This window comes from Streptosporangium nondiastaticum (genome assembly GCF_003011965.1).
Classification (GTDB): domain Bacteria; phylum Actinomycetota; class Actinomycetes; order Streptomycetales; family Streptomycetaceae; genus Streptomyces; species Streptomyces nondiastaticus.
The window spans coordinates 68,168-94,589 of record NZ_PXWG01000009.1; the positions used below are offsets into that span (position 1 = coordinate 68,168).

Here is a 26,422-nt window from a genome sequence, read left to right on the forward strand (position 1 = left end):
CAAGAGCCAGTCAAGGGCGCGCGAGGACATACGCACGCCGTGTGCCTCAAGAAACCAGCGCGCTCAAAAGTCCGGAGTTGCCCGAGCCGAATGACTCCGACCCATCAGACACGCCCTAAGGCGGTGTCCGCCCCGAAGAGCAACGCGATCTTCACGTCAGTCTTGCCGAGCGATTCGGCAACGGTCTTCAGGGCCTGGTCGAGCCCGGTCTCACCTTGCGGTGCGGGCGGTGTGCTGCTCATAGTTCTTCTCCTCTTGGACGTGCAAAAGAGCCCGAGCAGCACGCGCTGCTCGGGCTCTCGGGGGTGGTCGCTCGGCGCCGTCCGGCTTGGCCCCGACCACTGGCCGGGGCCACAACGCAGAGGTCAGTTCCCCGGAAGGGTCTCCCTCAGGTACTGACGGGCGGCATCGACGTAGTCCTCGCGCGCCTTCTTGTACTCGACCCAGGCTTGGCCTTCCTCGTCCTTCGCCTTTCGAAGCTTGGCGACTTCGGTGACGAGGGCCATGGCTTCCTTGCGGGGGCCCGTGTCCTCGACGTCGATCACGTTGAACATCTCGCGAGTCTTGGCGAACGCCTCGTCCAGGACCGCGCGCAGGGTGTCAGCGTCGGGGTAGTGCCCTGTCGCCTTGTTCCATGCCACGTCGGCTTCCGCGTCGATGGCGGTCAGGAAGGCTGCGTAGGAGTCGCGCCGGGCCACGTACAGCGTGTGGGGTGAGCTGGTCATATGAACTCCGTGCGTCGTCACGTGCGTGCCGGGATGCCCCAGGCGGCCTCACGCTACTCCCGTGGGGTCGCTGATCACGGGGATACCGGCGGTGTCACCTCTTACGAGCGACCATCGAATGGGAGAGCGTTGAGGGGCTGCTGGCGCATGGCCGGCAGCCCCTCAACCTCTCTGTGGCGCCCTAGCAATCGGTGTTCGAGACGCCCGGGTCGTAGTAGCGAACCGAGCGATGGGGGGAGAGAACGACGCTCTTCTTCTGTCCGGTCGGACCGCACTCGGCGTCCGGCGCGCACACCAGTTGAGGGGAGCACGTGTTGAAACTGGGCTGGCAGTCCGGGGTGCATACGACGTCGGGCTTCTTGTCTTTGCCCATGGAGTGCTTCTCCGGGAAGACCTCCGCCAGGCTGGCGACCGCCGCACGCATCTGCTCACCGCGGTAGATGTCGGTGAGGGAGTTGTGGTGGACGTTGCCTACCGGCATCCATCGGGAGAACACGCACGGCCAGACGTCCCCCCATGGCGAGATAGCGAACTTTCGCACCCCGCACTGGCCGCACAGGTTCTTGATGTCCGGGGCACGGCCATCTGCGCCTCGACCGAACTGCCGGAGGCGATCAACCCTGACGTCGTAGAACCCGACCTGTAGCAGCTCCTCCCGGGCCTGATCGTGCCTCTGCCCATCGAGGACCTTGATCACGGACGCCCGAAGGGGAATGCCCCGCGCCTTGGCCTCTTCGATGGTGGCCCGTGTGCGGGCATGAGACCCGACGGTGTCCGTGACGTCTTCGTGGTCCTCCGGGTCATCGGAGTAGTAGCTGAAGGCCAGGCGTACGCCCGGGAGCTGGAGGGCCTGCCACACGTTCTCGGAGATGTGTGTGAGGTTGCTGAAGACCTCGACCTTCAGGCCGGCGGCCAGGGCGTGGCGGATGAGGGTCGGCAGGTCGGGGTGCAACGTCGGTTCGCCGCCGATGAACTGCGTGTGCCTGACGCCCAGTTGGCGCAGTTGATCAATGACGCGCAGCCAGTCAGCCGTGGCCATGTCGCCGTGGGTGCCCTTCGGTGACGAACTTGCATAGCAGTGACGGCAGCGCAGGTTGCAGAACTCTGTGATCTCCAACCAGGCGAACAGTGGGGACAGGGGCGGTAACGCGCTCACGTGCGCTCCTCTCTGGAACGGACACACGAACTGCATAGGGGCCTGCCTCCCCACCGGGGGGTATCGGGGGTGAGGCCCGTCATCCGGTGGAGAGGCAGGCGGCTCAGGTGCGGTGGGCCGCGCCGTGGAGGGAGAGCCACACGACGGTGCAGCAGAGGGCGACGACAAGGCTGGCCATGACCAATCCCCCGATCACCCCCGCCACGTTGGTCCACGAGGTGCTCCGGTGTGCCGCGTGGCGCCTCATCGGGCGTTCACCGGGTGTGCCGGGTGTGCGGTACGAAAATGGGAACGAAGCGCCTCGTCCAACCGAGCCACGGCCAGCCGGAAGCATTCGGCGCAGACGCGGGCCGGCGCGGAACTGGACGGCCCGCTGCCGTGCGCCACGGGGACGGGGTGAGTCGTCAGGGGCTGCCGCATGTCATGCCCTCTTCCGTAAGGAACCGCGGCGACGGCGGCCGCGGGAGGTCTGGGTGTCCGGCGTTCTTTTAGGGGCGTCTCTGTCCTTCGGGAGCACGTAGGCGAGGCCCTCCGTGACCGTGCGGAACAGCTCGTGCATGTCCCGGCCGGTGTGCGCCATGCAGGCGTCCTGCACGCGTTCGGGCGCCTCTTCTCTTTCGGCCTTCCACGTACAGCTCAGGCAGTCCGCGCCATACATCACGGTCTGCTGATGTACGACGATCTCGTGGGTGGGTTCGTCTACGGCGGCATCCGTCGCCAGGGGGTCCCGGAAAGTGGTGCCGAGGCCGTCCCGGTCGCTGTCGGCCAGGGGAACCTGAATCTTCGGCGGCCTCGGCCACTCGCGGGTGCCCGGAGCCTGACGGAGTACGTAGGAAATCCCCTGGGCCCGGGTGCAGAACTGCACGTGCCCGTTCCTGGACGCGAGGCCATGCTCCACGCAAGCGTCGTGCACGACCTCAGCCGACCTTTTCCCCTTGATCCTCCACGTACAGCCCAGGCAGGCCGCGCCGTATGTAACGGTCGCCGGGTGGACGGTGATCTTGTGGGGAACGTGCCCGATGACGGCGCGCATCACCGCGGCCCTCTTTCGCGCGGAGACAGCGCGCGTACCGGCAGCGCCTCCGCGTCGGCCGGGTGCGTCGGCTGACGCGGCGAGGCCGCCCCATTCGCCGACGCATGGCGGTGACTGTGACGGTCAATGGCGCCGACCAGTAGCGCGACAGCCTTCCTCCTACCCTCGCCGGCGGCCTTGTCCCTAGCGCTTAAGAGCTTGCCGAGCGCCTCGCAGCAGGGCAGTTCGGCCACATCACCGGGCGGGGAGGACTCGGGGTTGTCCACGTTTCCCTTGAGCGCATGACGCACCAGGAGGACTCCACCGGGCCCGCGCTGGGCAGCGCGGATCAAAGCGGCCCGTGCGCTGCTTCGCCGCGCGGCAGCGTTGACGCCGACGGCTTCAAGCCTCCCGCCCGTCTTCCGGGACGGCGCCCCACCGCTCTTATGCGATCCCGACTCGTTCATGAGTAACCCGCTTACAGAATTGAGTAGTTGATCTTTCGTGAGATGGTGATCAGTCCCGTAACGATCTGCGGGGGACGGTTTTTGAAGATCAACACCCGGCCCCCCGGCGCTGCCACCATGTTGATCACGGGATGCCACGCTCCATCGATGTCGACAAAGTCGTGGAGCTTGATCATCGCGGGCTGGACCCGGAGCAGTTCCATGCCCAACGGCGGGGGCAGCCGACTCTCCGCCTCCTCCTGGCCGCCGCCGATCACCGGGTGGCCTTGTCACCGCGGGGTTCGAGGTCGCGAATCATCGCTCGCCACTCATAACCGCCACGGGGAGGCAGGAGCCACACGAAGGACGGCGGTGGGTCATCGCGCAGGCGGATGGGCCCACCAATGCCACGGACCACCCCGACTCGATCCACGGTCGTGTCGAGAACGAGCTTCCCGACGGCCACCCAGTCGGGTACCGGCGCGACCTCAGGTTGGGTCCTGGTCACAACATGCCCCCTATGCAGCACATACGTACCTGTAGGAGGTATGTCGCCCCTTCCCGGAGATGACTCATTTGGTCCGCCGATCCGTCATCGCCATTGCGCTGCACGCGAGCGTGGCCTTTGGCGCGGAGATTCGTTGGCAGGCGTCGGCCCAGGACTGGACGCGCAGCATCTCCTCTGACGGCACGATGCATCCTCGGCGCCCGGCTGACCCCTGGGCCGACACTCCGACGATCCCCCAGCCGCCGAGTGGCCGGAAGGTTTCACATGGGTTTCAAGGCCCATCCGGCGCCCTGGACAGGTGAGTTGGTCACGTTAAGTTGTCTCATCATCAGCAGAGGAGTTGCTGTGATCGACACCAGGTCAGCCGTTCTATTGCACCCCCTCGCCTTCGTCCGGGAGCAACTGGGCATGGGCAAGATGCAGTTCGCCACCGCCGTTCGCCGCCATGGCGAACGGCTCGGTCATCACTTGGGCACCACTCGCTCCACCATCTACAAGTGGGAGCGAGGCGACCATGCGCCCGACGCGGTCACTCAACTGGTGATTGCCGACTACCTCCACTCCTCTGGGCTGCGCGTCTCCGTGGAGGCCCTCGGACAAAAGCCCTGGCCCCTGTGGCTCCCCGCTTGGGAGGATCAAGTCATTGCGGCCCCGTGGACCCAGAGGTCTACGCTGGAGGCTCTGACGGCACTAGGGAGTGAACCAGTGGACCGAAGGGGTTTTATCGGGATCAGCGGCGCTGCGCTCGCCGGCATTGGTACGCAGTGGGCAACCGCTGACCCCGCCTTGGCAGCAGCCACGAAGGGCGACCAGATCACCAGCCGCACGGTAGATCGAATGGCCGTGCGTATCGAGTCCATCCGGGCCATGGAGCAGGACACCGGCGGCGTGGACTTCCTCGACTCGGCACGCGCCGATCTGGAACTGCTCACACGCATGATCAGCAACAGCCGCTACACCGACGACATCGGCAAGAGGCTGTACACCCTCGCCGCCGAGGTGTGCTGCCTGCTGGGGTGGATGAGCTACGACGCAGGTCTCCAAGCGGCGGCGCAGAAGAACTACACGACGTCGCTGCGGGCCGCCAAGACGGCCAACGACGACATGTTGGGCGCTCACACGCTGTGCTTCATGGCGACGCAGGCGTCCAATCACCAAGAGCAGCGAGCGGCAGTGGGCCTCATGGAGTCGGCGAGCAGCGTCAGCGGTCGCGTCCCGCCGGCCATGCAATCCTCGCTGGCGGCTCACGAAACGACCGTTCTTTGCAAGGCTGGTGAACATAAGCGGGCTGCTCAAGCGCTCAACAGGGCGTTCTCCGCTCTGGAACGGGCGAGCGACGACCGTCCTGCCTACCTGCGGTGGTTCGGTGAATCGCAGCTCAGGTCAACGGAAGGACGGTTTCTGCTCGCCACCGGCCAGGCCGGCCGAGCGACAGACGCACTCGAAAAGTCCGTGACGCACGCTGCCCCACGAGACCAGGCCGTTCGTTGTGGAACGCTCGCCCTCGCCTACCAGCGGGCCGGTGATCTGGATGGAGCTCTCGACGCAACCGAACGGGCCATCAAGGCACTCAGTACAGGGATTCACACTCAGAGGGGCGTGCAGCGCCTTCAGGAGGTCAGCAAGGCCCTGGCCGGACACCGCTCCGAACCTCGCGTGAAGGAAGCTCGCGCCCACATTGCATCCCTGGCCGCGGCCTAACTCGCTGCGAGAACAGGCAGGAAATGCAAATAGCGCCCCCCGCCCCGGTCTGTGACCGGGGCGGGGGGCGCTATTCAGTGGGTGGTGGTCGCCTGCCAGACGGACACGATCACCGCGGCGATGCTGACTAGGGCGGCGAGGGACGGCAGGGGCCACCGGCCGCGCTCGACGGCAGCCACGCGGGAGTCGAGGTCGGTTAGGCGCTGGTCAGTCTGGTCATCCCTCTGGACCAAAAGGGCGAGTGCACCGTCGGCGCGCGCGAATCCGACCTCCACGACGCCGCGGAGCTTCTCTAGCTCCAGGGCGACATCCGAGGGGGTCGGGTCGGTCACACGGCCCCCTTGTCCGTGGAGGCTGAGGGGATGGCCGGTTCGGTGCGCAGCCATCGGGGCAGGAGTGCCTGCACCCCGGGGATGGCCATGATCCGGGTAAGGCCGGCGGCGACGGCGAGGGCGCCGGCCGCCCATGGGAGGGTCGCGGGGATGCCGGACGCGTCCACGATGACGGGCAGGAGCGCGGCGAGGGTGATCGCGGTCTGAACGGTGGTGCGGATGGTGCGACGGGTGGCGTCGGTCATACGTCGTGGGGCTTTCTCTGGGCGCAGGGGTTAGGTGTCGATGTCGATCAGCGCGGGGATGGGTGCGCCGCGGGTGAGGGCGCGTTGGGCAAGGTGTTCGATGGCCGTCGCGGCCTGAAGTGGCACAACGCCGTTGCCAAGGGCCTTGAGCTGGGCGGCTCGGGACAGTCCGGGAACGGCAGTGACGTGGCCTGGGGGAAGACCCATCATCCACTCCACCAGCAAGGGGCTCAGGCGTCCCATAGCGTCGGTTGGGCGGGGAGCGGTACGGCCGATGACAGGGGCCCATCGGGCCACGGCCCCGGCATATGGTCCCCAGATTTCTTCCGGCGCGAGCACGGAGGCGGGGTCTGGCGCATCTGCGACGCGTGCCGCCTGCCGATCCGCGTGCCCGACGAGATGGTGGTGCGATTCCTCGCGTGGGGCGGTGTGGCAGGACCGGCCACGGTGCAGACCTCCGCGGCCAGGGATCGGCCGTGTGTCCCGGCTTCCTGTGACGGGGTGCGGCGCGTCTGCCGGTCCTCGTTCGGCGACGCTCTGGGCGTGGGGAGCAGGTCGATGGCGGTGCGCAGGTTCATGCCCCCGGCCCGGCCCTGGTGTCCCGCCCCGGCCGCTTCGGAGGCTGAGGGGGTGGGCAGGAGAAGGGCGGCAGCGGTCGGACAGCGCGGCTGACGTCCGCCCGGCCGGATCGGAGCAGCCGGACCGGTCAGCGTGCCGCCGGCGACGGGCAGCCAACCCGGCAGGGTCTGACCTGCGGCCGGGCCGTGGCGAGTGGCCTGGGTCGGTCGGCCAGGTGAGGAGGAAGAGGCGGTTTCTCCGGTGGGGGGCACCCACGGCGGACGCACGTAGACAAGTCCACTCCGCATCGAACCCGATGTGGGCAAGATCGGCGAGGACGTTGCCGTAGCCCATGCCAATGTGAGCTGCGACGTTTTCAAACACCCCGAGGCGGGGTCGTAGAACGCCAAGGGCGGCGGCGATGTGAGGCCAGATGTGCCGGGGATCGTTCACTCCTTTCCGCTGGCCGGCGGTGCTGAAAGGCTGGCAGGGGTAGCCGCCCACGATCACGTCGACCGGTTCGACACCGGTCCAGTCAGTAGCCGTGATGTCGCCGAGGTTGGGCACTTCGGGGTGGTGGTGAGCGAGGATGCGGGCGGGGCCAGGGTCGGGGTCTGCAACCCACGTGACCGTGCCGCCGAATACGGCCTGCACGGCCATGTCCAGGCCGCCGTATCCGGAGCACAGGGAGCCGATCCGCAGCGCCTGCCCGTCAGCCGTCCCATCCGCGGGACCCCCGCTCCGGTGCGGGGAGCCCGGAAGGGACCGGGTCAGAACGCCGGTGGTCACGCGGTAGTGCGCGGGACCTTCAGCGCGGCCCACTGGAGCGGGCCGGGCCACCCGTCGCACTCGTGCGGCGCGTCGCCGAGCTTGCGCTGCCACTTCCGGAAGCTTGCGCGGTCGGAGGACGTCCACTGCGGCCCGGGGCCCTCGCGGTAGGCGGAGCAGCCCTCCTCGACCAGGCGTCGGCCCATGGCGGTGATGATCGGTGAGTCGGGCGCGTCGCGGAACCACTGCTCACCGGGGAACGGCTCGAACCCATTGGCCCCGCGGTCCCGCCCGTGCTCGGCCCCGTCCTCGCTGGCCGGGATGTCATCCGTACTGGCCTCGTGGCCGAAGAACGTGATGCCGGACCGACCTCGCCAATCCGGGTCGGCCAGGACGACGCCCTCGGGGTAGTCGGGAATCCCGTAGCCGTGAATGTAGGAGCTGCGGCGGAGGCGGGTCTTCAGGTAGACACCATCGCCCTCGGCGGACCCGTTCGAGTTCGTGTTGCCTTCCACGGTGGTGATTTCGTCGTCCGTGTACGCGACGACAATGCCCGTGTGGGAGCCGCCGCCTGCGCCGAAGTAGACGATGCCGCCGATGACGGGGTAGTCGGTGTAGCGGTCGCGGTCCTGGAACCACTGGACGCCCTCCCAGCACGAGGCCGTGACGGGGGCCAGGTCTGCCGCACCGGCCTCCTGGAAGCACCAGCTCACGAACGTGTGGCACCAAGCTTCACCCTGGGCCCACTCAAGGCCGGGTACGGCCGGCGCGTACTTCTGGATGTTGTTCCAGTCACCGTCCTCGCGGCCTTCGTGGTACCCGATCTCATCACGGGCTGTATTGATCACATCAAGTGCAAGGGACATGCAAATGGCTCCTGTTGGGACATAAAAAGGCCCCGGCCGGATGCTGGCGCGGGGCGGGGGGAGGTAGGTGATGAGGGCAGCTCACGCTGGCCGGGTGCTGATCAGGCGTCGATGGCGAACCTGATGCTGTCCAAATAGATCCACTTCACCGGTGACTGCACCTGGGCTTGTAGCTGGCCCGGGTAGGGGTCAGTGCCGGACGTGACGTCGATGCGGATGCTGGAATTCTTGACCGCGTTGAAGCTGGTGGCGCAGATGAAAGAACGCATGTACTTCGGCCGTGCCTCCGGCGGCAGGACGGCCAGCAGCCAGCTGTCAGCGACGTTGAAGTCCTTGCCATCCTTGCGCTCTACGGAGCCGCTCAACTCGATCGTGCCGTTCACCAGGCGCCAGCGCGGGTTGCCGCCGTGCGCGGCGACGTCGGCGGGGAGGGGCAGGGGCTGCCAGGGGCCGGGCGACAAGGGCGTCCAGGTGCCGTTGGTGTAGATCTCCATGCGGTCTTCGGCCTGGAGGTAGGCCAGCTTTCCGGGGACGGCCCGTTCCGGGGACGCCGCGCGGGCGGCGGCGGTGGCGTAGACCGTCTGTGTCAGGGCGTACACCCGCTCGTCCACGATGTCCCGGGGGGCGATGGCGCCGGCCTGCGGGGCCACGGCTACCCGGCACAGGGGGACGTCGAAGACGCCGTCCTGCCCCTGGCTGAGTGCGGGGGGCTGGGGCTGGGCTGCCGGGGTGCCCTGGAGGTAGGCGATGGAGATGCGCTGGCCGGTGCGGGACAGGCGGACGGTGATTCGGTCGATGCGCGGCTGGGTGCCGACGTTGGCGGCGATCACCACGTGGCGCTCGGCGTCGGAGTAGTAGTGGAAGCCCTGGACTGTGGCGTGACCAGGTGCGATGTTGACGGTCATGTCCTGGCCGGTGGCCGTGGTGGCGAGGGGGTCGGCGGGATCGCTGGTGCGCGGGGCGCGGATGCCGTCGGTCTGCCACATGGACGTCATCTGCGACCACTGTTCGCTCGTGACGGTGGTGCCGGCGCCGCTGTCGAAGGGGAAGTAGTACTCGGCCAAGCGCGGGTTCCTTGATCAGTAGCGGGTGTTGAGGGCGTGTACGGCCTGCCACAGTCGCCGCACCTGGGTATAGAGGGCGGGGGTTTGGGTGGCGGCCTCGGTGCCGACGGTGGCCTGTACGGAGCTGGCGTCCGCGGTGTCCGTCAGGTGCACCTCGCGGACGGGGTGGACGAGGTCTGTGCCGGCGGTGGTGGTGACGGTGACCGTGTCACCCGTGCGGTAGTCGCGGCCGTACTGGCACTGCTCGGTGTCGACCGGCGCCAGGGACAGTTCGGCCTGCGCTCCACCCTGCTGAAGGGCGTTGGTGGCCGAGGTGCGCAGGGACCGGAACTGCTCGTCGGAGTCGTCCAGTCGCCCCGGAATGGCGGTGTCGCGCTGGTCTACGAACGTCTCCCCCACCCGGGCCCACTCGGCTTCGGCATCGGGGGCGGCCCATTGCCAGAAGAACCTGTCCTTGCCCTGCCCCTGAGCGGCGACGACGGCGCGCGTCGTGCGGGGCGCGGTGAGCTGGTAGGAGTACGAGCCGAGGTTGCCCAGGTCGGTTGAGAAGCGGACCGCTCCGCGTAGGTCGCGGGTGGTGCCGATCTGGAGGGCGAGGCGGGGCGTGGTGGGGTCGGGCTGGGTGATCCGCACGGCCAGGCCGGCTGTGGTGGCGAGGGTCTGTGTCGCGGACAGGAGGGTGTCGAAGCGCAGTGAGACCTTCGTGGCGTCGCCGAGGCCGGTGGTCAGACCGGGGTCCAGGCCCAGGACGCGCCGACCGGGCAGGGCGGCCGGTCCGGCGTTGGCGGCAACGAGGCGGTTGATGATGTCGCCGGCCGGGCCCGCGGCCGTCCAGTAGTCGACGCTGTAGCGGCCATTGCCGGTGTCGGGGGCGCGGGCGGGGTCGGGGAAGGCAAGGCGGGCCGCGAGTGCGGTGTTGTCGCAGACGCCGGAGAAGGTCAGTGTCCCGCCGCTGGTGGCTGACCAGTCGTCACGGATGCTGGTCAAGGGGCCGGTGAACAGGGGTTCGGGGGCGTCGTCGGACCAGATCATCACCCCGTGGCCGCTGGCAAAGAGCCCGGCATGGGGGTGGTCGGCGGGTAGGACGAGGGTCCAGGCGCCGACGTCGAGGTGGCGGACGATGACGTCCAGGGAAGTGTAGGAGTCGATCTGTCCGACACGGCGGAGGGCCGCGTCGCGGACGTCGACGCGGTAGCGCCGCAGGGTCAGGCTCCGAGGTGTCGTGGCTGATAGGTCAGGGTGACCGCGGACTCTTCCGACGCGCCGGTGGCGGTGAGGGAGATGACGTTCTCCCCGGGGACGAGCTGCCACAGGGAGGCCGGACCGGTGAGGTGGGGCCACAGGTTCTCGCCGCGGGTGCCGTCGGGGGTCTCCAGGTAGACGGCCTTGATGCCGGGGCGGGTGTCGATCAGGACCGTCCGTCCGGCGGGGATGCCGTAGGACAAGGTGAGCTGCTGGCCGGTGGTGCGGTTGGCCAGGCGGAGGGGGATGACGGGCTGGCCGGCGTCCTGCTGGCCGAGGGGTCCGGTGATCCGCCATACCGGCCACGCGTCCACGTCGGTGGTGGCCTGGACCGGCAGACCCTCGTCACCGATCACGCTCGGGGCGATCCGCAGGGGGAAGAAGGGGGTGGTGTGCGGTTCGCCGGTGGTGGTGGGGTCGAGGCGGGCGAGGGTGAGGTGGTCGACGTCCAGCGGGGTGGCGTCGGATTGGATCACCGGCCGCACCGTGGCCGTGCCGACGGGCATCGTGCCGGGGCCGGACTCCACCGGGTAGGCCACGCTGCTGTCGGCCGGGGAGGCGTTCTCGAGCGCCCGCCCTCGGGCGTAGCCGATGACGTCCACCCACCCGTCGGCGTCCAAGAGCGCGCGGCCGGCGGCGGTGATGAACCGAGTCCCACCATGCACCGGTGCACCGGCGGCAGTGAGGCCGGCCAGGCCGACCGATACGGACGTCTGCGCGTCGGCGGCGGCCTTGTTGCTGCGGCGGACCCGGGCGGTCAGCCGGTACAGGCTCGTCCCGTCGTAGGGGACCGCGGTCGTCGCCTCCGTCCGGACACCGGCGGCAAGGCGGGTGTACTGGCCGTCCGTGCCCCGGGGGTCGGTGAGGACCGTTCCGGCCGCGCCGGAGGAGGTCCAGGCGGAGGGGTTGTTCATGGTGTCGGACAGCAGCACTGTCCAGGACCCGGCGGGGTGGGAGAGGAACCCGGGCGCGCCGTAAACGCGGAAGGTCTCGGCTCGCTCGTCGCCGTACCAATAGGGGTCGGGGGCGGTGAGCTGGAGCCCGTACCGGGTGAAGGTCAGGCCGACGCCGTCGCTGCCCTCGTCGCCTTCCATGCCGGCGGTGTAGTGGACACGGATGCTGCGGGCGGTGCCGTCGGCCTCCGCCACCCGCAGCACGCACGGGCCCCGGTCGGCGACGAGGGCGGCGACGAAGCGCCGCTTCAGCGCCAGGAGTTCCGGGCGGGTGGGCGCCCACAGCAGCAGCGGGAGTTGGATGCGGCGGGAGGCGGCGCGGGTCTTGACCAGACGGCCGCCGTCCATCCCCGCGTACTCCGTGACCGTGGCCTGTACTGGCGGGGCGTCCATGCCGGTGGGGCCGGGGAGGATCGCGATGCAGGCCCCTTGGTGGGACAGGTCCGCGGTCAGAAGGAACTCTTGGCCACTGCCGGTGGTGAGCGTGACGCGGGGCGGGGCGTCGGCTGCGGCGTGCTCTGGTTCGGGGAGGATGCCGGCGGAGACGACGGCGGACGGTGAGTTCAGCGTGGCCAGTAAGCTCACGCGCCAACCCCCTTTCTTTCATGGGTGGTTGGCGCGTGGGCCGTACTGGTCAGGCGTACAGGGCGTCCGCGAATTTCAGCGCGGACACGATCTGCTGTTCCGTGGGGATGCCGGGTACGGCGTGCAGGTGAATGACCGGCGCCGCACCGGCAGTTGTGCCGTTCCCACCCGGGGAGTTGAGGCCCTTTGAGTCGGCGATCATGTCCCACTGGGTGGGCGTGAAAACGGGCTCTGGGCGGCCCAACCCGTTGTAGACGAGGGACAGGCCCGGGGGCAGGTAGCCGCCGGAGTCGTAGCCGCCCGGTCGATCCAGAGCGGACAGTGACCCATATCTATGCAAGGCGTAATTCAGGCCGGAATAGATATTGGCAAGTGGGTTGACGGAAGTCCCGTACAGGAACGGGCCCGTATTCCGAAAAGGCCCCGCATATGCATCGAAAGTCGGCCCAATTACCTGCATCAAACCGACGGACGGCGTACCGTCCTGCCAGTTGATATCCCAGGTATTGACGATGTTCGGATTTCCGCCCGATTCATCATTCATGCGGCGGAGGACAGTATCGAGCCAGGACGCCGGCTGCCCGAGCATGCTCAGGGCCTGGAGCACTTGCGGCGTCCAGCGGGTGACCCCGCTACCGCCGGTGTCACCCCCCATCTGCGGGCTTCCACCTGCGGAGAAGAAGCCCTTCACGAAGTCGGTGACGGTGTCCTTCAGGCCCATGACCGGCGTCCGGAACACCTCGCCGATCATCTGCGCCCACTTCGCCGCGTCCAGGCCGTCCAGGTCTCCGAGGACGGGTTTCAGCAGCGCATCCATGGCTTGGCCGGGGTTGGCCAGCATGTCCGCGGCACCCTTGACGCCGCGCCACGTCTTGGTGGCCTTGTCGCTCGTCCAGTCCCACGCCTTACCGGCGGATTCCTTGCCCCAGTCGAGGGCCGAGCCGAGAATTCCGCCCCTGGCGAGCATCTGCGTGCCGGCGGCTTGGAGGAGTCCGAGGGCGCGTGCCCGGTATCGGGGATCGGTCGGGATGACGTATTCCGGGTAGCGGGGATTTCCCTCGCCGACGATGGCCGTCGGGCGGTTGAAGACCCCGGGGCGGACCGGTAGAGGTCCGCCGGCGGCAAGCAGGGGAAGCTTTTCCATTTTCAGCTTGTCGCCGATGCCTGGGATCCAGCCGGTCAGGGTGTTCCAGATGTCAAGGACGCCCGAGTTCCATACGGTCCCGATCACGAAGTTGACCGGGTCCTTCGTGGCGCCCTCGATTTTCTTCCACGCAGTCGCGATCCCGTCCTTCGCGTGCGCGAAGGCGGAGGAGACTGCGCCGATTCCGTCCTTCAGGGCGTCGAATGCGGGCCGTATGCCGTTCTGCCACCCCCACGTGATGGCGTCGGATATCCAGCGCCACACCGGCTTGACGATGCTGTAGTACAGCCACGAGATCGCGGGGCCGAGGATGTCCTTCAGGAAGGAGGAGAACGCGCCGACCGCGGGCCGGATGACGTAGGTCCAGGCGGCGACGATCGCCGCACCGATCAGCGCGAAGGTGGGCTTCACGACGGCGTCGTAAAGAAGGACGATGACCGGCCACAGGATGTTCTTAATGAACGACCAGAAAAGCTGGAGGGTCGGCCAAATCACGTCCAGCCAGACCGTTTTGATGACCTGGCCGATGAGCTGGAACATGGGCCAGACAACGGCCTGGGCGAAGTCGCGGACGACCGGGAAGAGGCTGTTCGCGATGATCGACCACAGGGCCGACAGGACCGGCTGAAGCACTCCGGTCCACACTGCGAAGACGATCTGCCCGATCATCTGGAACGCGGGGACGACCGCGCCTTGCCACAGCCACAGGACGGCCGGAACGACCCGCGTCATGATGAAGTCGGCGAGCCAGGAGAACGCCGGCTGAACGTACGTCCCCCAGATAGTTGAAAACTGGACCGATATCCAGGCAAAAAAAGGGGAGAGCGTGGAGTTCCACAGCCACATGAAGGCCGGGACCACCCGGTCCATGACGATGCCCGCGATCCACGCGAACACCGGCTGAATAACCGTGGTCCAGGCGAGGAGGCAGGCCGCCTTGATGACGTCCCAGCACGCCGTCACCCCGTCGCGGAACCAGCCGAAGCGCTGCCAGAGGTAGACGACGGCCAGGCCCAGGGCGACGAGGGCACCGATCACCAGCAGGATCACGTCCATCGTCCAGCCGACAGGCGTGGCCTGGACGAGAAGCGCCATCGCCGTCGTGGCGGCGTTGACCAGCCATTCCGCGGCAGCGACGGCGCGCAGACCGAGGCTGATGGTGATCAGCGCAACGCCGATGGCCTCCAGGACGCCCGGCGGGACGAGGGAGACGAGGCGGGCGAGGTCGCCGACGAAGAGCAGCGTGACCCCGGACATCGGCTGAACGGCCGTCCAAACGTTGCCTAAAGTCGTGCCGATATCGCGGAGAATCCCGCCAACTACCGGGCCGTTCTGGCGAATTCGCGCAAGGAAGGCGGCGAAGCCGGGCGAGTCGCGGAGCCGGTCTCCCCACTCAGAGAAGCGTTTCGCCTGATCGACCAGGCGCTGAGTGAAGCTCTCCGTGTGCGGCAGGGCGGCGCCCAGCGCGCCCGCAAAGCCCTTGAAGAAGTACCCGAGTGCGATCCCGGTATTCCGGATGGCAGGCCGGATGGCCTGCGTCAGGTCATCACGGAAGCGATCCCAAAAAGGGGTCTTGAAGTCCGCCGCCGTGGCATCCATCAACTCCCGGGCACCGGCCGCCGCTTCGCGCACCAAGGGCGTGAAAGCGGGCAGGGATGCCCGCACGCCGTTGAGGCCGCGGGTGAAAAGCGGCATCACCTCCGGCTGAAGCGACGCCGACCAGTCCTTGAATCCCTCCTTCAGCGCCACGACGGCGTCGAAGGTGGCGCGGGCGGCCGGCGACAGCTCGTCGAGGGCGCGGCGGTACTTCTGCGCGGCAGTGTCCGCCGTCGACGTGGCGTCGGCCGTTTGCATGTGGGCCGCGGCCACCTGCCGCTCGGCGTTGGCGATCGTGTCGGCCGCCGCGGCCTGGGCCCGCGCCACACCGCGGACGGCGTCGGCTACCCGGGCCTGCGCGTCGGCAACGGCGCGGGCCTGGTCAGCGACGCGCTCGTGGGCCTGCGCGGCGGCGTCCTGCGCGCGCCGCACCCCCTCCGCGCCATCAACACCGGCCGCGTTCGCCCGGCGGGCGTCGGCCTCCAGACGCTTATGCGCGAGGGACTGTTCCTTCAGGCCCTGGACGGCCTGGTCGTAGGTGAGCTGGGCTTGATCCCGCTCCAACTGGCTTGCGGCGGGGTCGGCCCGGACCTTCTCCAGGTCCTGTTTGGCCTGCGTCAGGCGCAGCGTCGCCGCCCGCTCCGACAGGGCGGAGTCGGTGACCTGGTTGTTCAGGTCCTCCAGCTGCCGGACGGCGTCGGCACGGGCCCGGGTCAGCTCCTGCTGCGCGCGCCGCTCGTCGTCCTGGGCGCGGGTGAGCTGCTGCTCGGCGCGACGGACGCCGTCTTCGGCCTGGGTTACCTGCCGCTGTGCGGCGGCGATCTGCTCGGCAGCGTTGCGCTGCGCGGTGGCCAGGGCGCGAACGGCGCCTTCCTGCTGAAAAGCGCGCTGCGTCGCCTGGGCGGCGGCGCGGGCCCCGGTGTCGGTGGCCGCGGCGGCGGCGTCCTCAGCCGCCTTCTTGGCCTGGAGTGCCTGCGCGATCCCGATGATTGCCGGTGCGGCGACGGCGCCGAGGACGGCGAAGCCGGATGCGGCAACGACCGTGGCCGCGGCGAGGCCGGCGACCTGCCCGGCGAGGATTTCCGCGCCGGGGGCGGCGGCGAGTCCGGCGAGGGCGAGGGTGAGGCCCAGGGTCCCCAGCAGGGCTGGGGAGAAGTCGAAATCGATCCGCTTGCCGTCGAGGGCGTCGGCCTGCGCGCGGACCGCGGCCAGGGCGGCGGATGCTTGCGCGGCATCCACCCTCACGTCGATGTCCGCGTCCGAGGCGGCCAGGGCGGCCAGGCGGGCCTGGACGGCGTCGATCTGCGCCATGGCCGCGCCGGCGTCGACATCGATGCCGATCCGGGCCGTGGCAAGGGTGGTGAGCTGGGCGCGCAGCGTGGCGAGCTGAGCGCGGGCGGGTTCAGTGTCCGCCGTGATGTTGATCTCCGGCAGGGCGGCCTGCGCGGCCTGAACCTGGGCCCGCAGACGGCCGCCGAAACTGCCGTCGGTCTCCAGACGGACGACACCGGGACGGGCCGTAATCCGGTCGATCTCCTCGCGGACCGCGGCGAGGTGGGCGCGGGCAGCGGCGGTGTCCGCGCGGATCGTCACGTCCGGGTGCGCGGCGCCCAGGCGCAGAAGCTCGGCCTCCAGGGCCTCGGCTTCCGCACGGGCGGCCTCCGCGTCGATGTCGACCCCGACCGTCTTGCCGGCCAGGGCCTCCATGCGCACGCGCAGCGCCTGAAGGTCCGCGTCAGCCTCGGCCGTGTCCGCACCGATAGTGATCTTCGGCAGCGTCCGGAACGCTGCCTCCAACCGGGTCTTCAGCGACCGGGCGAACGCGCCGCCGGTCTGCTCGCCCTCGCGGGTGGCCTGCTGACGGGCCCGGGTGCCACCGGCGCGAACGGCGTCGGGGATGGCACGGCGAATCGCGGGGGCGAGGGCGGCGGCAATATCGCGGCCGAGGGTGGTGCCGATCTGCGCGCCGCCGCCCACACCGGCGGTCATGGCCTGCGTGAACGCCTGCCCGGCCAGGCGCCCGGCCTCCTGCCCTGCACTCGTGGCCGGTTCGGCAAGCGCCGTCCGCAAACGCTGGCCGATTCCCCGGGTGTTGGGGATGACCTGAACCTCGACAGAGCCGACAACGATTGCCACGGCGGCCCTCCTTACGTGCGGGAGTGACCGCCGACCCGGCGGACGTTGGTTCTATGACGACGACCCTTGACCGGTTGTCATAAAGGTTGATCAGGCAACGTCTGGCCGTGTGCTCGTCGCTGCACCGCCCATTTGTTCGCGTTCAGAGGGCGTCTGGCTCGTTCGGGGCACAAATCCGGGGTTACGCATGGTGCACGGGCGGGGAGGGGAAGCTCCTGCGGCTGGAGACGAGAGGCGCCTCGTGACCGGTCCCCGGGTGACGGACTGTGACGTAGGGCGCGAGATCGAATGGAGTTCACATGGGCGTCGGCGACGCGATCAGTACGGATGTTTTTGCCGTGGACCTGGGGAAGCTCCGGGTGGCCACCTACCAGGGCCTCAGCGGCCTAAGCTTTGGATCCGATGCCATTGAGGTGAAGAGTGTTACGCCAGATGGGCACCTGCTCACCCGGAAGAATCCCGTTGCCGAAGTGCTCCCGCACATCACCTTGACCCGGCCCATGGACCAGAACCCGGCGTGGATCGACTGGGTCAAGCAGACGGCAGCTGGCCAAGGGGGCGATTCGGCGCCGACGAACATCTCGATCTCGCTCCTTGACGGAAACAAGGCCCCGGTCAGGCGTGTCAACCTGATCAACGCCTGGGCCTCATCGTGGTCAGGGCCGACTCTGCAAGCCGGCAACACTGACCCGGCGATCGAGAAGGTAACGATCACCTACGAAGACATGACCATCGAGTGATGGCAGCTCTCCCGCCCCGAGTCCCCCACCGAGGCCAGCATTCGGCGAAGGTGCACTGTCACAGGACAGGCGTTACGCGGGCGGGCCGGGGTGGCCGTTGATGATCTGCAACAGCGTCTGCGCCGCCGCGTCGCTCATGCGCGGGCGGTGGGCGCGGGTGCGGGGGACACCGGGGCGCGGGACCGGCGAGGGCGGGTCCGGCTGTTTGCCGCCGCTGGTGTTGACCAGGGCGTAGTAGTGCGTGAGGCGGTTGACGGCGTCGATGGTCTGCGCGAGGAGCAGGTCAGTCTGCGACCAGCGGCCCCGGGACGGGTCGGCGCCCTCGGCCTGCGCGTCGAGGTCGGCGGGCGGCGCGTTGTTACGCAGGGCGGTCATGGTCGCTGCCTCGGGCGGGAGGTGCTCGATCATCACGCGTACCTGCCGCCAGGTGAGGCGGCCCCGGTGCAGATCCAGCAGGTCCGTACCGGGGTAGTAGCGGCGAAGGTCTGCCTCTACCGCTTCCGCGTGCTCTTCGAGGACCTGGTGCGTCCACTGGACTTTCCCAGCGCCTCGCCGCCGGCCTCGGCGACCTGCGCGACCCACTTGCCGATCTCGTCCTGCGTCGGGTCGCCCTCGTACCAGGCATCGACATCGTCGGGGTGAAGCACGCTCTCGGCGAAGCTGTCGAGGTCACCGGCGTTCAGGGCGCGCAGGTGGGAGGCGCGCCAGCGCTGGGAGGGCAGGGCGCGGACGGGGCGGCCGGCCAGTTCTGCCGGTACGTAGTCGCCGATGGCGTCGGTATCCTGGCCCTTGGTGGCGAGGTCGGTGTCGGGCAGGTCGTGCGTGGTCATGGAGGTGGGGCGTCCTTACTGGTTCAGTCGGCCGGGCCGGGGTGACACGAGGTGGCGGAGGAGGGGGCGTGGGGGCCGGGGTCGATCACGTCTTCGGGGCCGGCGGGTTCTCCTTGGGTGCCGTCGGGGCCTTCATGGAAAACACGTGGTAGACGGTGTTGTTGCTGGCGTCCGGATAGGCGGTGATCTTGATGTCGTATCCCGCCATCTCCTCGGATTTGTACTGGACGTCCGAGCGATCGGTGACCTCTCCGGCCGGCACGTAAAAGCCGCTCATGGTGTCGCCGTCGGCTACGAGGAAGTACCAGCTCCGGCGGTCTGGCGAAGGGCTCGCAGTCTCCGCGAACCGTGCCGTCCCGTCCTGGCCGGCGACGAGGTCGCCGACGGGGATACGGAACATGATCGACTTCACGATCAGGGAGTTGGTCTCCCACAGCGTCAGGCCGAAAGTTCGGACCGACTTCGTGATCTGAGTGCGAAAGGCGCTGGTCACGCCCCACGGCTGGAAGGACTTGATGTCCTCGTCCACGCCGTACTTCAGGCCGTCATCACTGATGGCGCCAAGTCCGGACCACGGGGCGGGGGGTGTGCCAAGAGTGGTGGGGCCGGGGGTGCCGAGCGGGGCGACCCACCCGCCCCCGTTGGCGCCGACCATGGCCAGGTCGGCGGCGCGGGTGATCTGTACCAAGGGGAACGTTCCTTCAGGTGAGCAAACCCCCGTAGCAGCCACGGGGATTGGGAGTAGGGGCGCCGTCAGGGGCGGGTGTGGAGGCGGACGGCGTAGGTCGCGCCGATCCGGGTCACGGCCTGGCTCGCCCATGGGCGCCAGGCGGGGGCGGCCACCGTTGCCGCGGAGGTGAACACGACGTCCGGGAGAGCCGAGCCGGGCAGGTCCGCTAGCAGCGCGGTACGGGCGCGGGTAGCCAGGTCGGCGGCGCCGGCCCGGGTGACCGCGAACGCATCGAGGTCGACCACTGCCAGGTCGAGGCGGAACCCGTCATCGCCGCCCCCGATGCGCTGGAGGCGCAGGAGGGGGACGGCGTGGTCCAGGTCGGCGGGGGTATCGGTGCACACCCGCACGCCCAGGTGGGGGGTGAGCCAGGCGATCAGGGCCGCTTCAGCGTCCGGCCACATCACGTGCCCCGGCCGTTGGTTGCGGCACGCAGGAGGGTGTGATGGGCAGGGGCACCGTCACCGCCGTACTCCACGAACCGGGCATGCCGCGCGGAGTTGATCACGGCGGCGCCCGTGCGGTCTTTGCGCACGCCCATCCGGCGCCGGGCCCACACCTCGAACGACCCCTTGTAGGTGCCGGAGTCCACCGGGGCGGTAGCTTCGGCCACCGCCTTGATCTCCTCCGCGTGCGACATCAAGGCCGCTGTGATCATGGAGGAGTCGAGGAGCTGACGGAGCCCCGTTCGGTTGATCTTCACCTTCGGTGGCACGACGAGGACCCCCTTCCTCTACAGCCTGTGGACAAGGGGCTAGCCCGTTACGCGGCGGGCGATGATCTGCACACCGGCGGTCGTTCCGGTCAGTGGGGAGTGGTACGCCTCCACCGGCCCGTGGACCGTGTAGGTCAGGCCGCGAATCCGTAGCCGGTCAGTGGGACGGACGTCGACGGTCGCGGGGGCGTAGATCGTCAGATGCTCGGTGACGGTGTCCTGGCCGCCCACGATTTCGCCGCCGGGGCCCGGGGCGATCGCGCATCCGGGCAACGGGTGCTCCGCGTCGGGGCCGCCAGCGTCGTTGCCGTAGATGTCCCGGACGGGCGGGCCGGGGCGCAGGACGGTGACCGTCTCCCCGAACCGGGGAGGGGGCAGGCTGATCACTGGTCGTACCACCACGGCAGATCCCATGACGCCGGGCGGCCGGGCGGTGCCCCCGCCCCGGGTGGAGTCGGGTTGATGCTGAAGGCGCCGCCGCGGCCGGCCATGAGCTTGAGGGACCGGCGTTCGTCCCGGGTCATGTACAGACCGGCCTGGGCGTGGGGTCGCTGGACACTGTACGGACCCACCGTCTCGGCCACGATGCCTTGGGGGTTGGCGTACGCGCGGGCGGCCACGGACAGCACGACGGCGCCGGCGCCCTCGGGCAAGGGGCTCACCACGGCCCGGCACAGGGCCTCGGCCTGGACGATGATCATCCGCGCACGGTCTTCCTGCACGTCCTGGCCGAGGAGGTCGGCGAGGTCTTGCGGCGTGACGACGGGCACCGATGATCACCGCCCTTGCCATCTGCGTAGGAGTTAGGCGGCCAGGGCGAAGTCGCCCTGCTTCGGTGCCTTCGGCGCGATGGCGGGCGCGGTGTAGGTGACGAACGCGCTCTTGTCGCCGATCGTGAACCCATAGTGGGCCTCGCACAGCATCAAGATCAGGTTCTCCTGGAAGGCGCTGTGGACGTGGCCGTCGGCGTCGACGTAGGTGCCGACGTCGGTTGTCTTGATCGTGATGTCCATGCCCACGCCGTAGACGGCCTGGTCCCAGTCGCCGGCGACCGCGCGAAGGCCCGTGTCGGCGGTGCTGCTCTGCCTGTTGAGCTTGCCGCCCACGCCCCGGTTGTAAGCAACGGGATAGCCGATGAGGGAACCGCGGGAAACGGTGCCCTGCCCGGCCGGATCCGGTACGAACATCGGGCGGCCGGTCGCGTCGGTGGCGAGCAGCAGCTCGGGCTTCAGGAGCGGGTCAGCCACGAAACCGGTGGTGTCGTAGCCAGCCGCGGCAACGCTCTTCAGGCCGGTGACCACATCGGCGTAAATACCGCCCTTGGACTGAGCAGTCGCGCCAAGAGCCACGGTGTTGGGCGTGGCGGTCAGATGGTCCTCAAACGGACCCTTCGCGCCGGCCATGGTCTTGCCGTGGATGGCCGCGTAGTCGAAGGCGCGGCCGAGTGCGGTGGGCAGGTCGCGCTGAAGCTGCGCGTACACGCCCGCCGCATTGGTCATGGCCACTTCGGCGCTGACGGGGACGAGGACGGCGACCTTCTTGCCGCGCATGGTCCGCACGGTCATGGAGGTGGAGCCGAGAGGCTTGGTGCCCGCCTCGTCGACCCAGTCCGCCAGGGGGACGTCGCCGGACACGGGGATCGCGGTCTCGGCGGTGAGGGAGAGCGGCACGCGCCGGGCAAGCTGCATGACGGCCGAGGACTCTACGGCGCGGTCGAAGATTGGGGCGGTGATCTCCGGCGGGAGGAGCTGGGAGGGGACACCGCGGGTCTGGATCGGGGTGGTGCTGGCGATGGCGCGACTTCCTTAGCGGTGGAGGGAGTTGTGGAGGAGCCCGGCGAACAGCGCGGCGGGGTCGGCGGCGGTGTGCTGGCCGGAGGAGCCTTGCGAGGGGTCAGGCGGCATGAGGCGGTGGCCGGCCGGTGTGGGGGTGAGGTCGGCCAGCAGTTCGTCCGCGTCGGCCTCCAGCTCCTCCTGGGTGGTGCCGACGAGGCGTGCGGCCTGTCGGGCGGTGAGGCCCTTGGAGTGCGCGACCTGCGCGCGGATCAACTCGGCGCGGGTCTGTTCGGCCAGGCGCTCCGCGGCCTCCGCGCGCTCCGTAAGTCGCTGGGCCTCGGTCTTACCGGCCTCCTGAAGCTGATGCAGTTGGGCGGCGGCGGGCTCCAGCTCGGCGACGCGCGCGACGTGGCCGGCTAGCTCGGCGGTAAGGCGCTCGATCTCCGCGCGGGCGGCAGTGGGGTCCTCCCACGAGCGCGGTGCATCGTCCTGGACAGCGGTCCCGTCCGGCGCGGTGGTGGGGTCAGGGTGGGGCATGAGTGACGACCTCCGGGCGTGCAAAAGGCCACGTCACAGGGGTGGGTGACAGGGCCGGGGGAAGGACAGGGCGGGCAGCGGAAGGCGGCCTTGCGGAACGGGGCAGGGGGTGTCAGGCGGTCGGGGCGGGGGCGCGGCCCCTGCCGTACTTCGTATCGAAAGCACGCCGGAAGGCTCGGAGCTTCTCCGTGCCGTACACGCCGTGGGAGGCGTCGTAGTACAGCTCTTCCCACTCGGCGACCTGCGGTTCGCCCTCGGACGCCCGGCCGCGGAAGACCGGCTCGGGGGTGCAGGCACAGCGGTCGTGGTACGGGTCGCCGGAACTGGTGCGCACCGCTCGGGTGCGGTCGCCGTAGATGAGTCCGCGGATGGCGAGGAGGGCACAGAAGGCGCAGCAGTTGCCGCCGGTCACGCGCACCCATCCGACCGCCTCGGGGTCCGCGCGGGTGGCTTGCTCGATCGTGCGGCGGCCGGCCTGCGCGGCGAGGCGCTGCACGGCGGCAAGGTCGCGTTCCTGCTGCGTGCGGCGCCACGCCTCCACGGCTTCCGCGCCGTCCTCAACTTGGGGCTGGGATGCGGCGGTCCGGCGCACAGCGTTGCGGGCGGCGGTGATCTGAGCCGCAGGCGGCGGGTCGGCCACCGTGGCAGTGAAGGAGCCCTTTACGTCTGCGGCCCGGCGGGCTTCGTCGTAGTAGTCGGCGGCGAGGGACGCGGAGGCCAGGCCGTATTTGTGGACCATGCGCGTGACGGTCGCCGACCACGCCCGTTCGGCCTCCGGGCCCGGGGGTGCGGCTCGGTGGCGCGCCCATGCCGTCATGTACTCCGTCCGCAGGACCCGTGACAGGGCTTCCTGCCTGCGGCGGTGTCCGTCGGCAAGCGCCCGAAGAATCTTCATGCGGCGGCCTGGTAGTCGGCCTTGCTGGCGCGGCTGTCGCTGGTGAGGGTGCGGGCGATCTGGTCCAGGGCGTCCCGGCCGGCGCTGCGGGCCCGGTCGGCGGCGATACGTTGCCGCTGGGCGCGGTCGATACCGGCCCGTTCCAGGGTGACCTCCGAGTCCGCCGGCAGGACCCCGGCGGCCACCAGTTTGGTGGTGGCGTCGGCCTGGGCGGCCACCGTCGGGGTGGAGGGGTCGCGCCACTGGACGTTGACGGTCGGCACGGGTGCGGTGGCGCCGGTGAGCTGGAGGGCGAGGCGCATCGCGCGCGACCACGGGCCGGAGAAACTCCGCTGGCGCCGCTCTGCCTTCTTGATCAGCCGGGCCTCCGCGCTGCGGATGGCCTCGGCGGAGGCGGGGTTGTCGGTGGTGTAGCCGAGCATGTGCGCGGGCAGGGCGGTGACGCCGGCGACGAGGCGGGCGTAGGTGTCGACAATGCGGCCGTAGACGCCCGGGTCGTAGGCCGGGAACTGCCCGACCTCGGGAACCGCGCCGTCTTCGTCGCGCTCCAGTGCGAGGTAGCGGCCGATGTAGGTCTCCCACGCGCTCCGCTGCGTGCCGTCCGGCCCCTGGAACGAGCCTTCCGAGGCACCGAGGACGTAGCGCTGCGGAGCGGCGAAGAACTCGCGGGCGATCTCCTGGCCCAGGAGGGTCCGGCACGCGGCGTCGGTCAGGGCGCGCACCTCTTCGGTGATCTCGGAGGAGCCGCGCCGGTCGGCGATCCGCTGCCGGTTGGCGAGGCGGATCACGGGGACCACGCCGAGGCTGTGTGGCTGCCGGTCGGCCACCGTCCACCCGGTCCCGGAGCCTTCCAGGTAGACCGTCTGATCGGGCAGGTAGAGGGTGGCGGATCTCTGGGAACCCGCGGTGATCAGGCGCAGGGCCGCGCGCACGGTGCGGGTCCGGACGTCGTAGTCCACGCTCATGTGCTGCGGCGACTCCACCGACACGAGCGGATCGCCCCACTCGTCAACGCCGACCGCGAGGTAGCTGCGGCCGTAGACCAGGGCGTCTTGGTGCGCGAGCTGCGATTCCACGGCGAGGTCGTTGGCGTCCCAGATGGCGCCCACCGCGGCCTCGGCCCCGGCATCGTCCGGGCATTTCAGGCTGTCAATGTCGAGGCGCTCGTCCAACGCGTCCACGATGATCCGCGGCCACCCCGTGACGGTACGGACTGCCTGGAGCGCCGGCGGCACGGCGATCCCGAGGTTCGCCATGCGGGACAGGCCGGTGAAGTAGTCGTCCAGCGTCCGCAGGCGCCATGTGTCCTCGGCCGCCGTGGCTACCATCCGGGACAGCGTGGCGGCCTCGGCGTCGGCGAGGGCGAGGGTGGGCAGGGCAGGGGTGGACAAGGTGCGTGGTCTCCTCGCTGCTATCCGAGGACGATGACCCGTCCCTTACCGCGCGCCCGGGGGCGCTTGCCGTACTTGCTGCTGTTGATGACGAGGCGGCGGAGCATGCGGGCGCCGATCATGCAGACGGCGAGGTCGATCTTCCGGGGGGAGGCCCGGTGTTCCTTGCCGATCGTGATGCCGAAGGCGTTCGTGCGTCTCCGCGCGTTGCGGACGTGGGTGCGCATGATCTTGTGGCCGTCGTGCGTCAACTGCCGTTCCAGGATGTCCACTTCAGCGCGTTCCACGGCGTGGGTGAATTCCTCCTGGCGGCGGCGGTCGCCGCCCATGTCCCACTCGACGGCATGCCGGCGGGTGCCGGTCGTCGTCGCGTGGACCAGGAGCCGGGCGCCGTACCGCTCTGCCCAGGCGTCGATGAAGCGGTCCCAGTAGCGGCTGCCGTCCACCTGGTCCTCGCCCGTGCCGGGGTCGGCGAAGAACGCCAGCACCCGGAACCTGTTGAAGGCGTTGTCCACTACCCCGTCGACGTCTTCGCGGGGGACGTTCCACACGTCGACCTGTGGCGGTCGCTGCCATACCCCGAGGGTGCTGACGTGGCCATCGGCCATGCGGCAGGCCACCAGGCCGGTGGCGTCGTCGCTCTTGGAGCAGTCGAGGAACAACACGACTTCGTCGCCGTCGGACAGGGTCAAGTCGGGCCGGGCGCAGGCATCCCACTCATAGGGCGCGCACCACGCGTCCTCTGCGGCAACGATCTGGTTGTACCAAAACCGCCGTGAACGGCTGGGCGGATTACGGACGTCGAGGATCGAGGCCACGATACGGTCGATGTCCAGCCAGGTGGCATCCCCGCGAACGGCCTCGATCACCTTCGGCGCCCATGCGGCTGTCAGCTTGGCACCGGGCGGGGCCTCCAGAGAGTCATAGAGAAGACCGGTGTCCACGGCGCGGCCGGCCTGCGCGTCCTCCCAAGCCTCCCGCGTCCGCTCCGCGACGCTGTTCTCCCCCGGCTCGTAAGCGTTCGTGATCGCGAGGGTTCGCGCGGAGCCGTCAGCCGATTTGGTGGCATTCCGTTCGATAACGGCTGCCATCTCGTGGCCCCCGTTGGTAGCCAGCCAGTGATGCGGCTCGTTGATCAAGCTCCAGGATGCCCTGGAGCCTTCCAAGGCACGGGGCGACGAGGTGACGGCCTCGATCCGGGCCCGGCCCTTGTGGGCATAGATGACCTCTTTGCCGAGGTCGATGGAGTACTCCTCGATGGCCCGCGGGCTGAAGAGCCCCGGGAAGACCATCATGGTGTTGCGGGTCTGCGACTGCGTGACCGCCGCGAGCATCACCCAAGGCTCTGGATGGGGCTGCCCGAGGGGCTGCCCCTCCGGAACCCCGGAGGGATCGTTGGGACCGGCGACACGGCCCGACGGCCGACACGGGCCCACGAACTCCACCGCGGCGTAGGTCGCGGCGAGCGGGTCTTTCCCGTGGCCCTTCAACCGCTGGAACACCGCGTCCCGGTAGAGGAATCGATTCGTCTCCGGGGAGACGGCGTAGTACCAGAGAGTGAAACGTGCCTGTTCCGGGGTGTACCTCCAGGGCGTTCCAGCGGAGTGCTGGAGATACTCAGCGGTCCACGACAGGACGTGCCAGCCCAGCGAGAACTCCGGTAGGACGAACCGCCCGTCGGGCCCGCGGCGCCACGTCGGGCCGATGACCACCGGCTCGATGACGTCCGGGGGAAGATCCTCTTCGGAGGGGGCGGTCGCGGCGACCACCCC

At 69.3% G+C, this 26,422-nt stretch carries 27 protein-coding genes; 2 read left to right on the plus strand and 25 right to left on the minus strand.

Features of this window, described 5'->3' with window-relative positions; translation table 11 throughout:
• Positions 1-104: 104 nt before the first annotated feature.
• From B7P34_RS37310 to B7P34_RS06655, 5 genes are all read right to left on the minus strand, one after another.
• A complete protein-coding gene (locus B7P34_RS37310; RefSeq protein WP_189382535.1) occupies positions 105-242 on the minus strand; it encodes a hypothetical protein in 138 nt (45 codons plus the stop codon).
• A gap of 123 nt (positions 243-365) precedes the next feature.
• Positions 366-725, minus strand: a complete 360-nt coding sequence (locus tag B7P34_RS06640) for a hypothetical protein (RefSeq protein ID WP_106674858.1) — start codon at positions 723-725, stop codon at positions 366-368.
• A gap of 181 nt (positions 726-906) precedes the next feature.
• On the minus strand, positions 907-1,881 hold the full coding sequence (locus tag B7P34_RS06645; RefSeq protein WP_223267572.1) for a radical SAM/SPASM domain-containing protein: 975 nt from the start codon (positions 1,879-1,881) through the stop codon (positions 907-909).
• A 421-nt stretch (positions 1,882-2,302) separates the two neighbouring features.
• Positions 2,303-2,914 carry a hypothetical protein gene (locus B7P34_RS06650; RefSeq protein WP_146166752.1) on the minus strand — a complete coding sequence of 204 codons (612 nt, stop codon included), beginning with the start codon at positions 2,912-2,914 and terminating at the stop codon, positions 2,303-2,305.
• Between the two features lie 457 nt (positions 2,915-3,371).
• On the minus strand, positions 3,372-3,617 hold the full coding sequence (locus B7P34_RS06655; protein WP_106674861.1) for a hypothetical protein: 246 nt from the start codon (positions 3,615-3,617) through the stop codon (positions 3,372-3,374).
• Between the two features lie 575 nt (positions 3,618-4,192).
• Here B7P34_RS06655 and B7P34_RS06660 point away from each other — a divergent pair.
• The gene (locus B7P34_RS06660) at positions 4,193-5,548 is read left to right on the plus strand and encodes a helix-turn-helix domain-containing protein (RefSeq protein ID WP_106674862.1); all 1,356 of its coding nucleotides are present in this window, start codon (positions 4,193-4,195) and stop codon (positions 5,546-5,548) included.
• 74 nt (positions 5,549-5,622) lie between these two features.
• On the opposite strand, the gene B7P34_RS06665 is transcribed toward B7P34_RS06660, so the two are convergent.
• The 8 genes from B7P34_RS06665 to B7P34_RS37315 form a co-directional block, all read right to left on the minus strand.
• On the minus strand, positions 5,623-5,880 hold the full coding sequence (locus tag B7P34_RS06665) for a hypothetical protein (protein WP_106674863.1): 258 nt from the start codon (positions 5,878-5,880) through the stop codon (positions 5,623-5,625).
• On the minus strand, positions 5,877-6,125 hold the full coding sequence (locus tag B7P34_RS06670) for a hypothetical protein (RefSeq protein ID WP_106674864.1): 249 nt from the start codon (positions 6,123-6,125) through the stop codon (positions 5,877-5,879). The genes B7P34_RS06665 and B7P34_RS06670 overlap by 4 nt, the downstream gene beginning before the upstream one ends.
• 30 nt (positions 6,126-6,155) lie before the next feature.
• Positions 6,156-7,565 carry a DNA cytosine methyltransferase gene (locus B7P34_RS39665; RefSeq protein WP_353620233.1) on the minus strand — a complete coding sequence of 470 codons (1,410 nt, stop codon included), beginning with the start codon at positions 7,563-7,565 and terminating at the stop codon, positions 6,156-6,158.
• The gene (locus B7P34_RS06680; protein ID WP_106674865.1) at positions 7,469-8,317 is read right to left on the minus strand and encodes a peptidoglycan-binding protein; all 849 of its coding nucleotides are present in this window, start codon (positions 8,315-8,317) and stop codon (positions 7,469-7,471) included. The genes B7P34_RS39665 and B7P34_RS06680 overlap by 97 nt, the downstream gene beginning before the upstream one ends.
• A gap of 101 nt (positions 8,318-8,418) precedes the next feature.
• Positions 8,419-9,381: a hypothetical protein gene (locus B7P34_RS06685; protein ID WP_106674866.1), complete on the minus strand. Its 963-nt coding sequence runs from the start codon at positions 9,379-9,381 to the stop codon at positions 8,419-8,421.
• Positions 9,382-9,396: 15 nt separating this feature from the next.
• Positions 9,397-10,692: a siphovirus ReqiPepy6 Gp37-like family protein gene (locus tag B7P34_RS06690; RefSeq protein WP_106674867.1), complete on the minus strand. Its 1,296-nt coding sequence runs from the start codon at positions 10,690-10,692 to the stop codon at positions 9,397-9,399.
• Positions 10,587-12,161, minus strand: coding sequence for a phage tail domain-containing protein (locus B7P34_RS06695; protein WP_106674868.1), 1,575 nt, complete (start codon positions 12,159-12,161; stop codon positions 10,587-10,589). Before B7P34_RS06695 ends, B7P34_RS06690 begins: the two co-directional genes overlap by 106 nt.
• Positions 12,162-12,210: 49 nt before the next feature.
• Positions 12,211-17,037, minus strand: a complete 4,827-nt coding sequence (locus tag B7P34_RS37315; RefSeq protein WP_189382537.1) for a hypothetical protein — start codon at positions 17,035-17,037, stop codon at positions 12,211-12,213.
• A 299-nt stretch (positions 17,038-17,336) separates the two neighbouring features.
• Between B7P34_RS37315 and B7P34_RS06705 the strand changes: the two genes are divergently transcribed.
• Positions 17,337-17,777: a phage tail protein gene (locus B7P34_RS06705; protein WP_106674869.1), complete on the plus strand. Its 441-nt coding sequence runs from the start codon at positions 17,337-17,339 to the stop codon at positions 17,775-17,777.
• Between the two features lie 72 nt (positions 17,778-17,849).
• On the opposite strand, the gene B7P34_RS06710 is transcribed toward B7P34_RS06705, so the two are convergent.
• The 12 genes from B7P34_RS06710 to B7P34_RS06765 form a co-directional block, all read right to left on the minus strand.
• Positions 17,850-18,185: a hypothetical protein gene (locus tag B7P34_RS06710; protein ID WP_106674870.1), complete on the minus strand. Its 336-nt coding sequence runs from the start codon at positions 18,183-18,185 to the stop codon at positions 17,850-17,852.
• 83 nt (positions 18,186-18,268) lie between these two features.
• Positions 18,269-18,607 carry a hypothetical protein gene (locus B7P34_RS06715; RefSeq protein ID WP_106674871.1) on the minus strand — a complete coding sequence of 113 codons (339 nt, stop codon included), beginning with the start codon at positions 18,605-18,607 and terminating at the stop codon, positions 18,269-18,271.
• Positions 18,608-18,692: 85 nt separating this feature from the next.
• A complete protein-coding gene (locus B7P34_RS06720; RefSeq protein WP_106674872.1) occupies positions 18,693-19,295 on the minus strand; it encodes a phage tail protein in 603 nt (200 codons plus the stop codon).
• A 65-nt stretch (positions 19,296-19,360) separates the two neighbouring features.
• On the minus strand, positions 19,361-19,741 hold the full coding sequence (locus B7P34_RS06725) for a hypothetical protein (protein ID WP_106674873.1): 381 nt from the start codon (positions 19,739-19,741) through the stop codon (positions 19,361-19,363).
• The gene (locus B7P34_RS06730) at positions 19,741-20,052 is read right to left on the minus strand and encodes an HK97 gp10 family phage protein (protein WP_146166753.1); all 312 of its coding nucleotides are present in this window, start codon (positions 20,050-20,052) and stop codon (positions 19,741-19,743) included. The genes B7P34_RS06725 and B7P34_RS06730 overlap by 1 nt, the downstream gene beginning before the upstream one ends.
• A gap of 39 nt (positions 20,053-20,091) precedes the next feature.
• Positions 20,092-20,454, minus strand: a complete 363-nt coding sequence (locus B7P34_RS06735) for a hypothetical protein (RefSeq protein ID WP_146166754.1) — start codon at positions 20,452-20,454, stop codon at positions 20,092-20,094.
• On the minus strand, positions 20,436-20,822 hold the full coding sequence (locus B7P34_RS06740; RefSeq protein ID WP_106674876.1) for a hypothetical protein: 387 nt from the start codon (positions 20,820-20,822) through the stop codon (positions 20,436-20,438). Before B7P34_RS06740 ends, B7P34_RS06735 begins: the two co-directional genes overlap by 19 nt.
• A 33-nt stretch (positions 20,823-20,855) precedes the next feature.
• Positions 20,856-21,845 carry a phage major capsid protein gene (locus tag B7P34_RS06745; RefSeq protein ID WP_106674877.1) on the minus strand — a complete coding sequence of 330 codons (990 nt, stop codon included), beginning with the start codon at positions 21,843-21,845 and terminating at the stop codon, positions 20,856-20,858.
• A gap of 12 nt (positions 21,846-21,857) precedes the next feature.
• Positions 21,858-22,364 (minus strand): hypothetical protein, encoded by a 507-nt coding sequence (locus B7P34_RS06750; RefSeq protein ID WP_106674878.1) that lies wholly within the window; start codon positions 22,362-22,364, stop codon positions 21,858-21,860.
• A 112-nt stretch (positions 22,365-22,476) separates the two neighbouring features.
• A complete protein-coding gene (locus B7P34_RS06755) occupies positions 22,477-23,103 on the minus strand; it encodes a hypothetical protein (RefSeq protein WP_146166755.1) in 627 nt (208 codons plus the stop codon).
• 152 nt (positions 23,104-23,255) lie between these two features.
• Positions 23,256-24,650 carry a phage portal protein gene (locus B7P34_RS06760; protein WP_106674880.1) on the minus strand — a complete coding sequence of 465 codons (1,395 nt, stop codon included), beginning with the start codon at positions 24,648-24,650 and terminating at the stop codon, positions 23,256-23,258.
• A 20-nt stretch (positions 24,651-24,670) separates the two neighbouring features.
• Positions 24,671-26,419, minus strand: coding sequence for a terminase (locus B7P34_RS06765; RefSeq protein WP_106674881.1), 1,749 nt, complete (start codon positions 26,417-26,419; stop codon positions 24,671-24,673).
• Between the last annotated feature and the right edge of the window lie 3 nt (positions 26,420-26,422).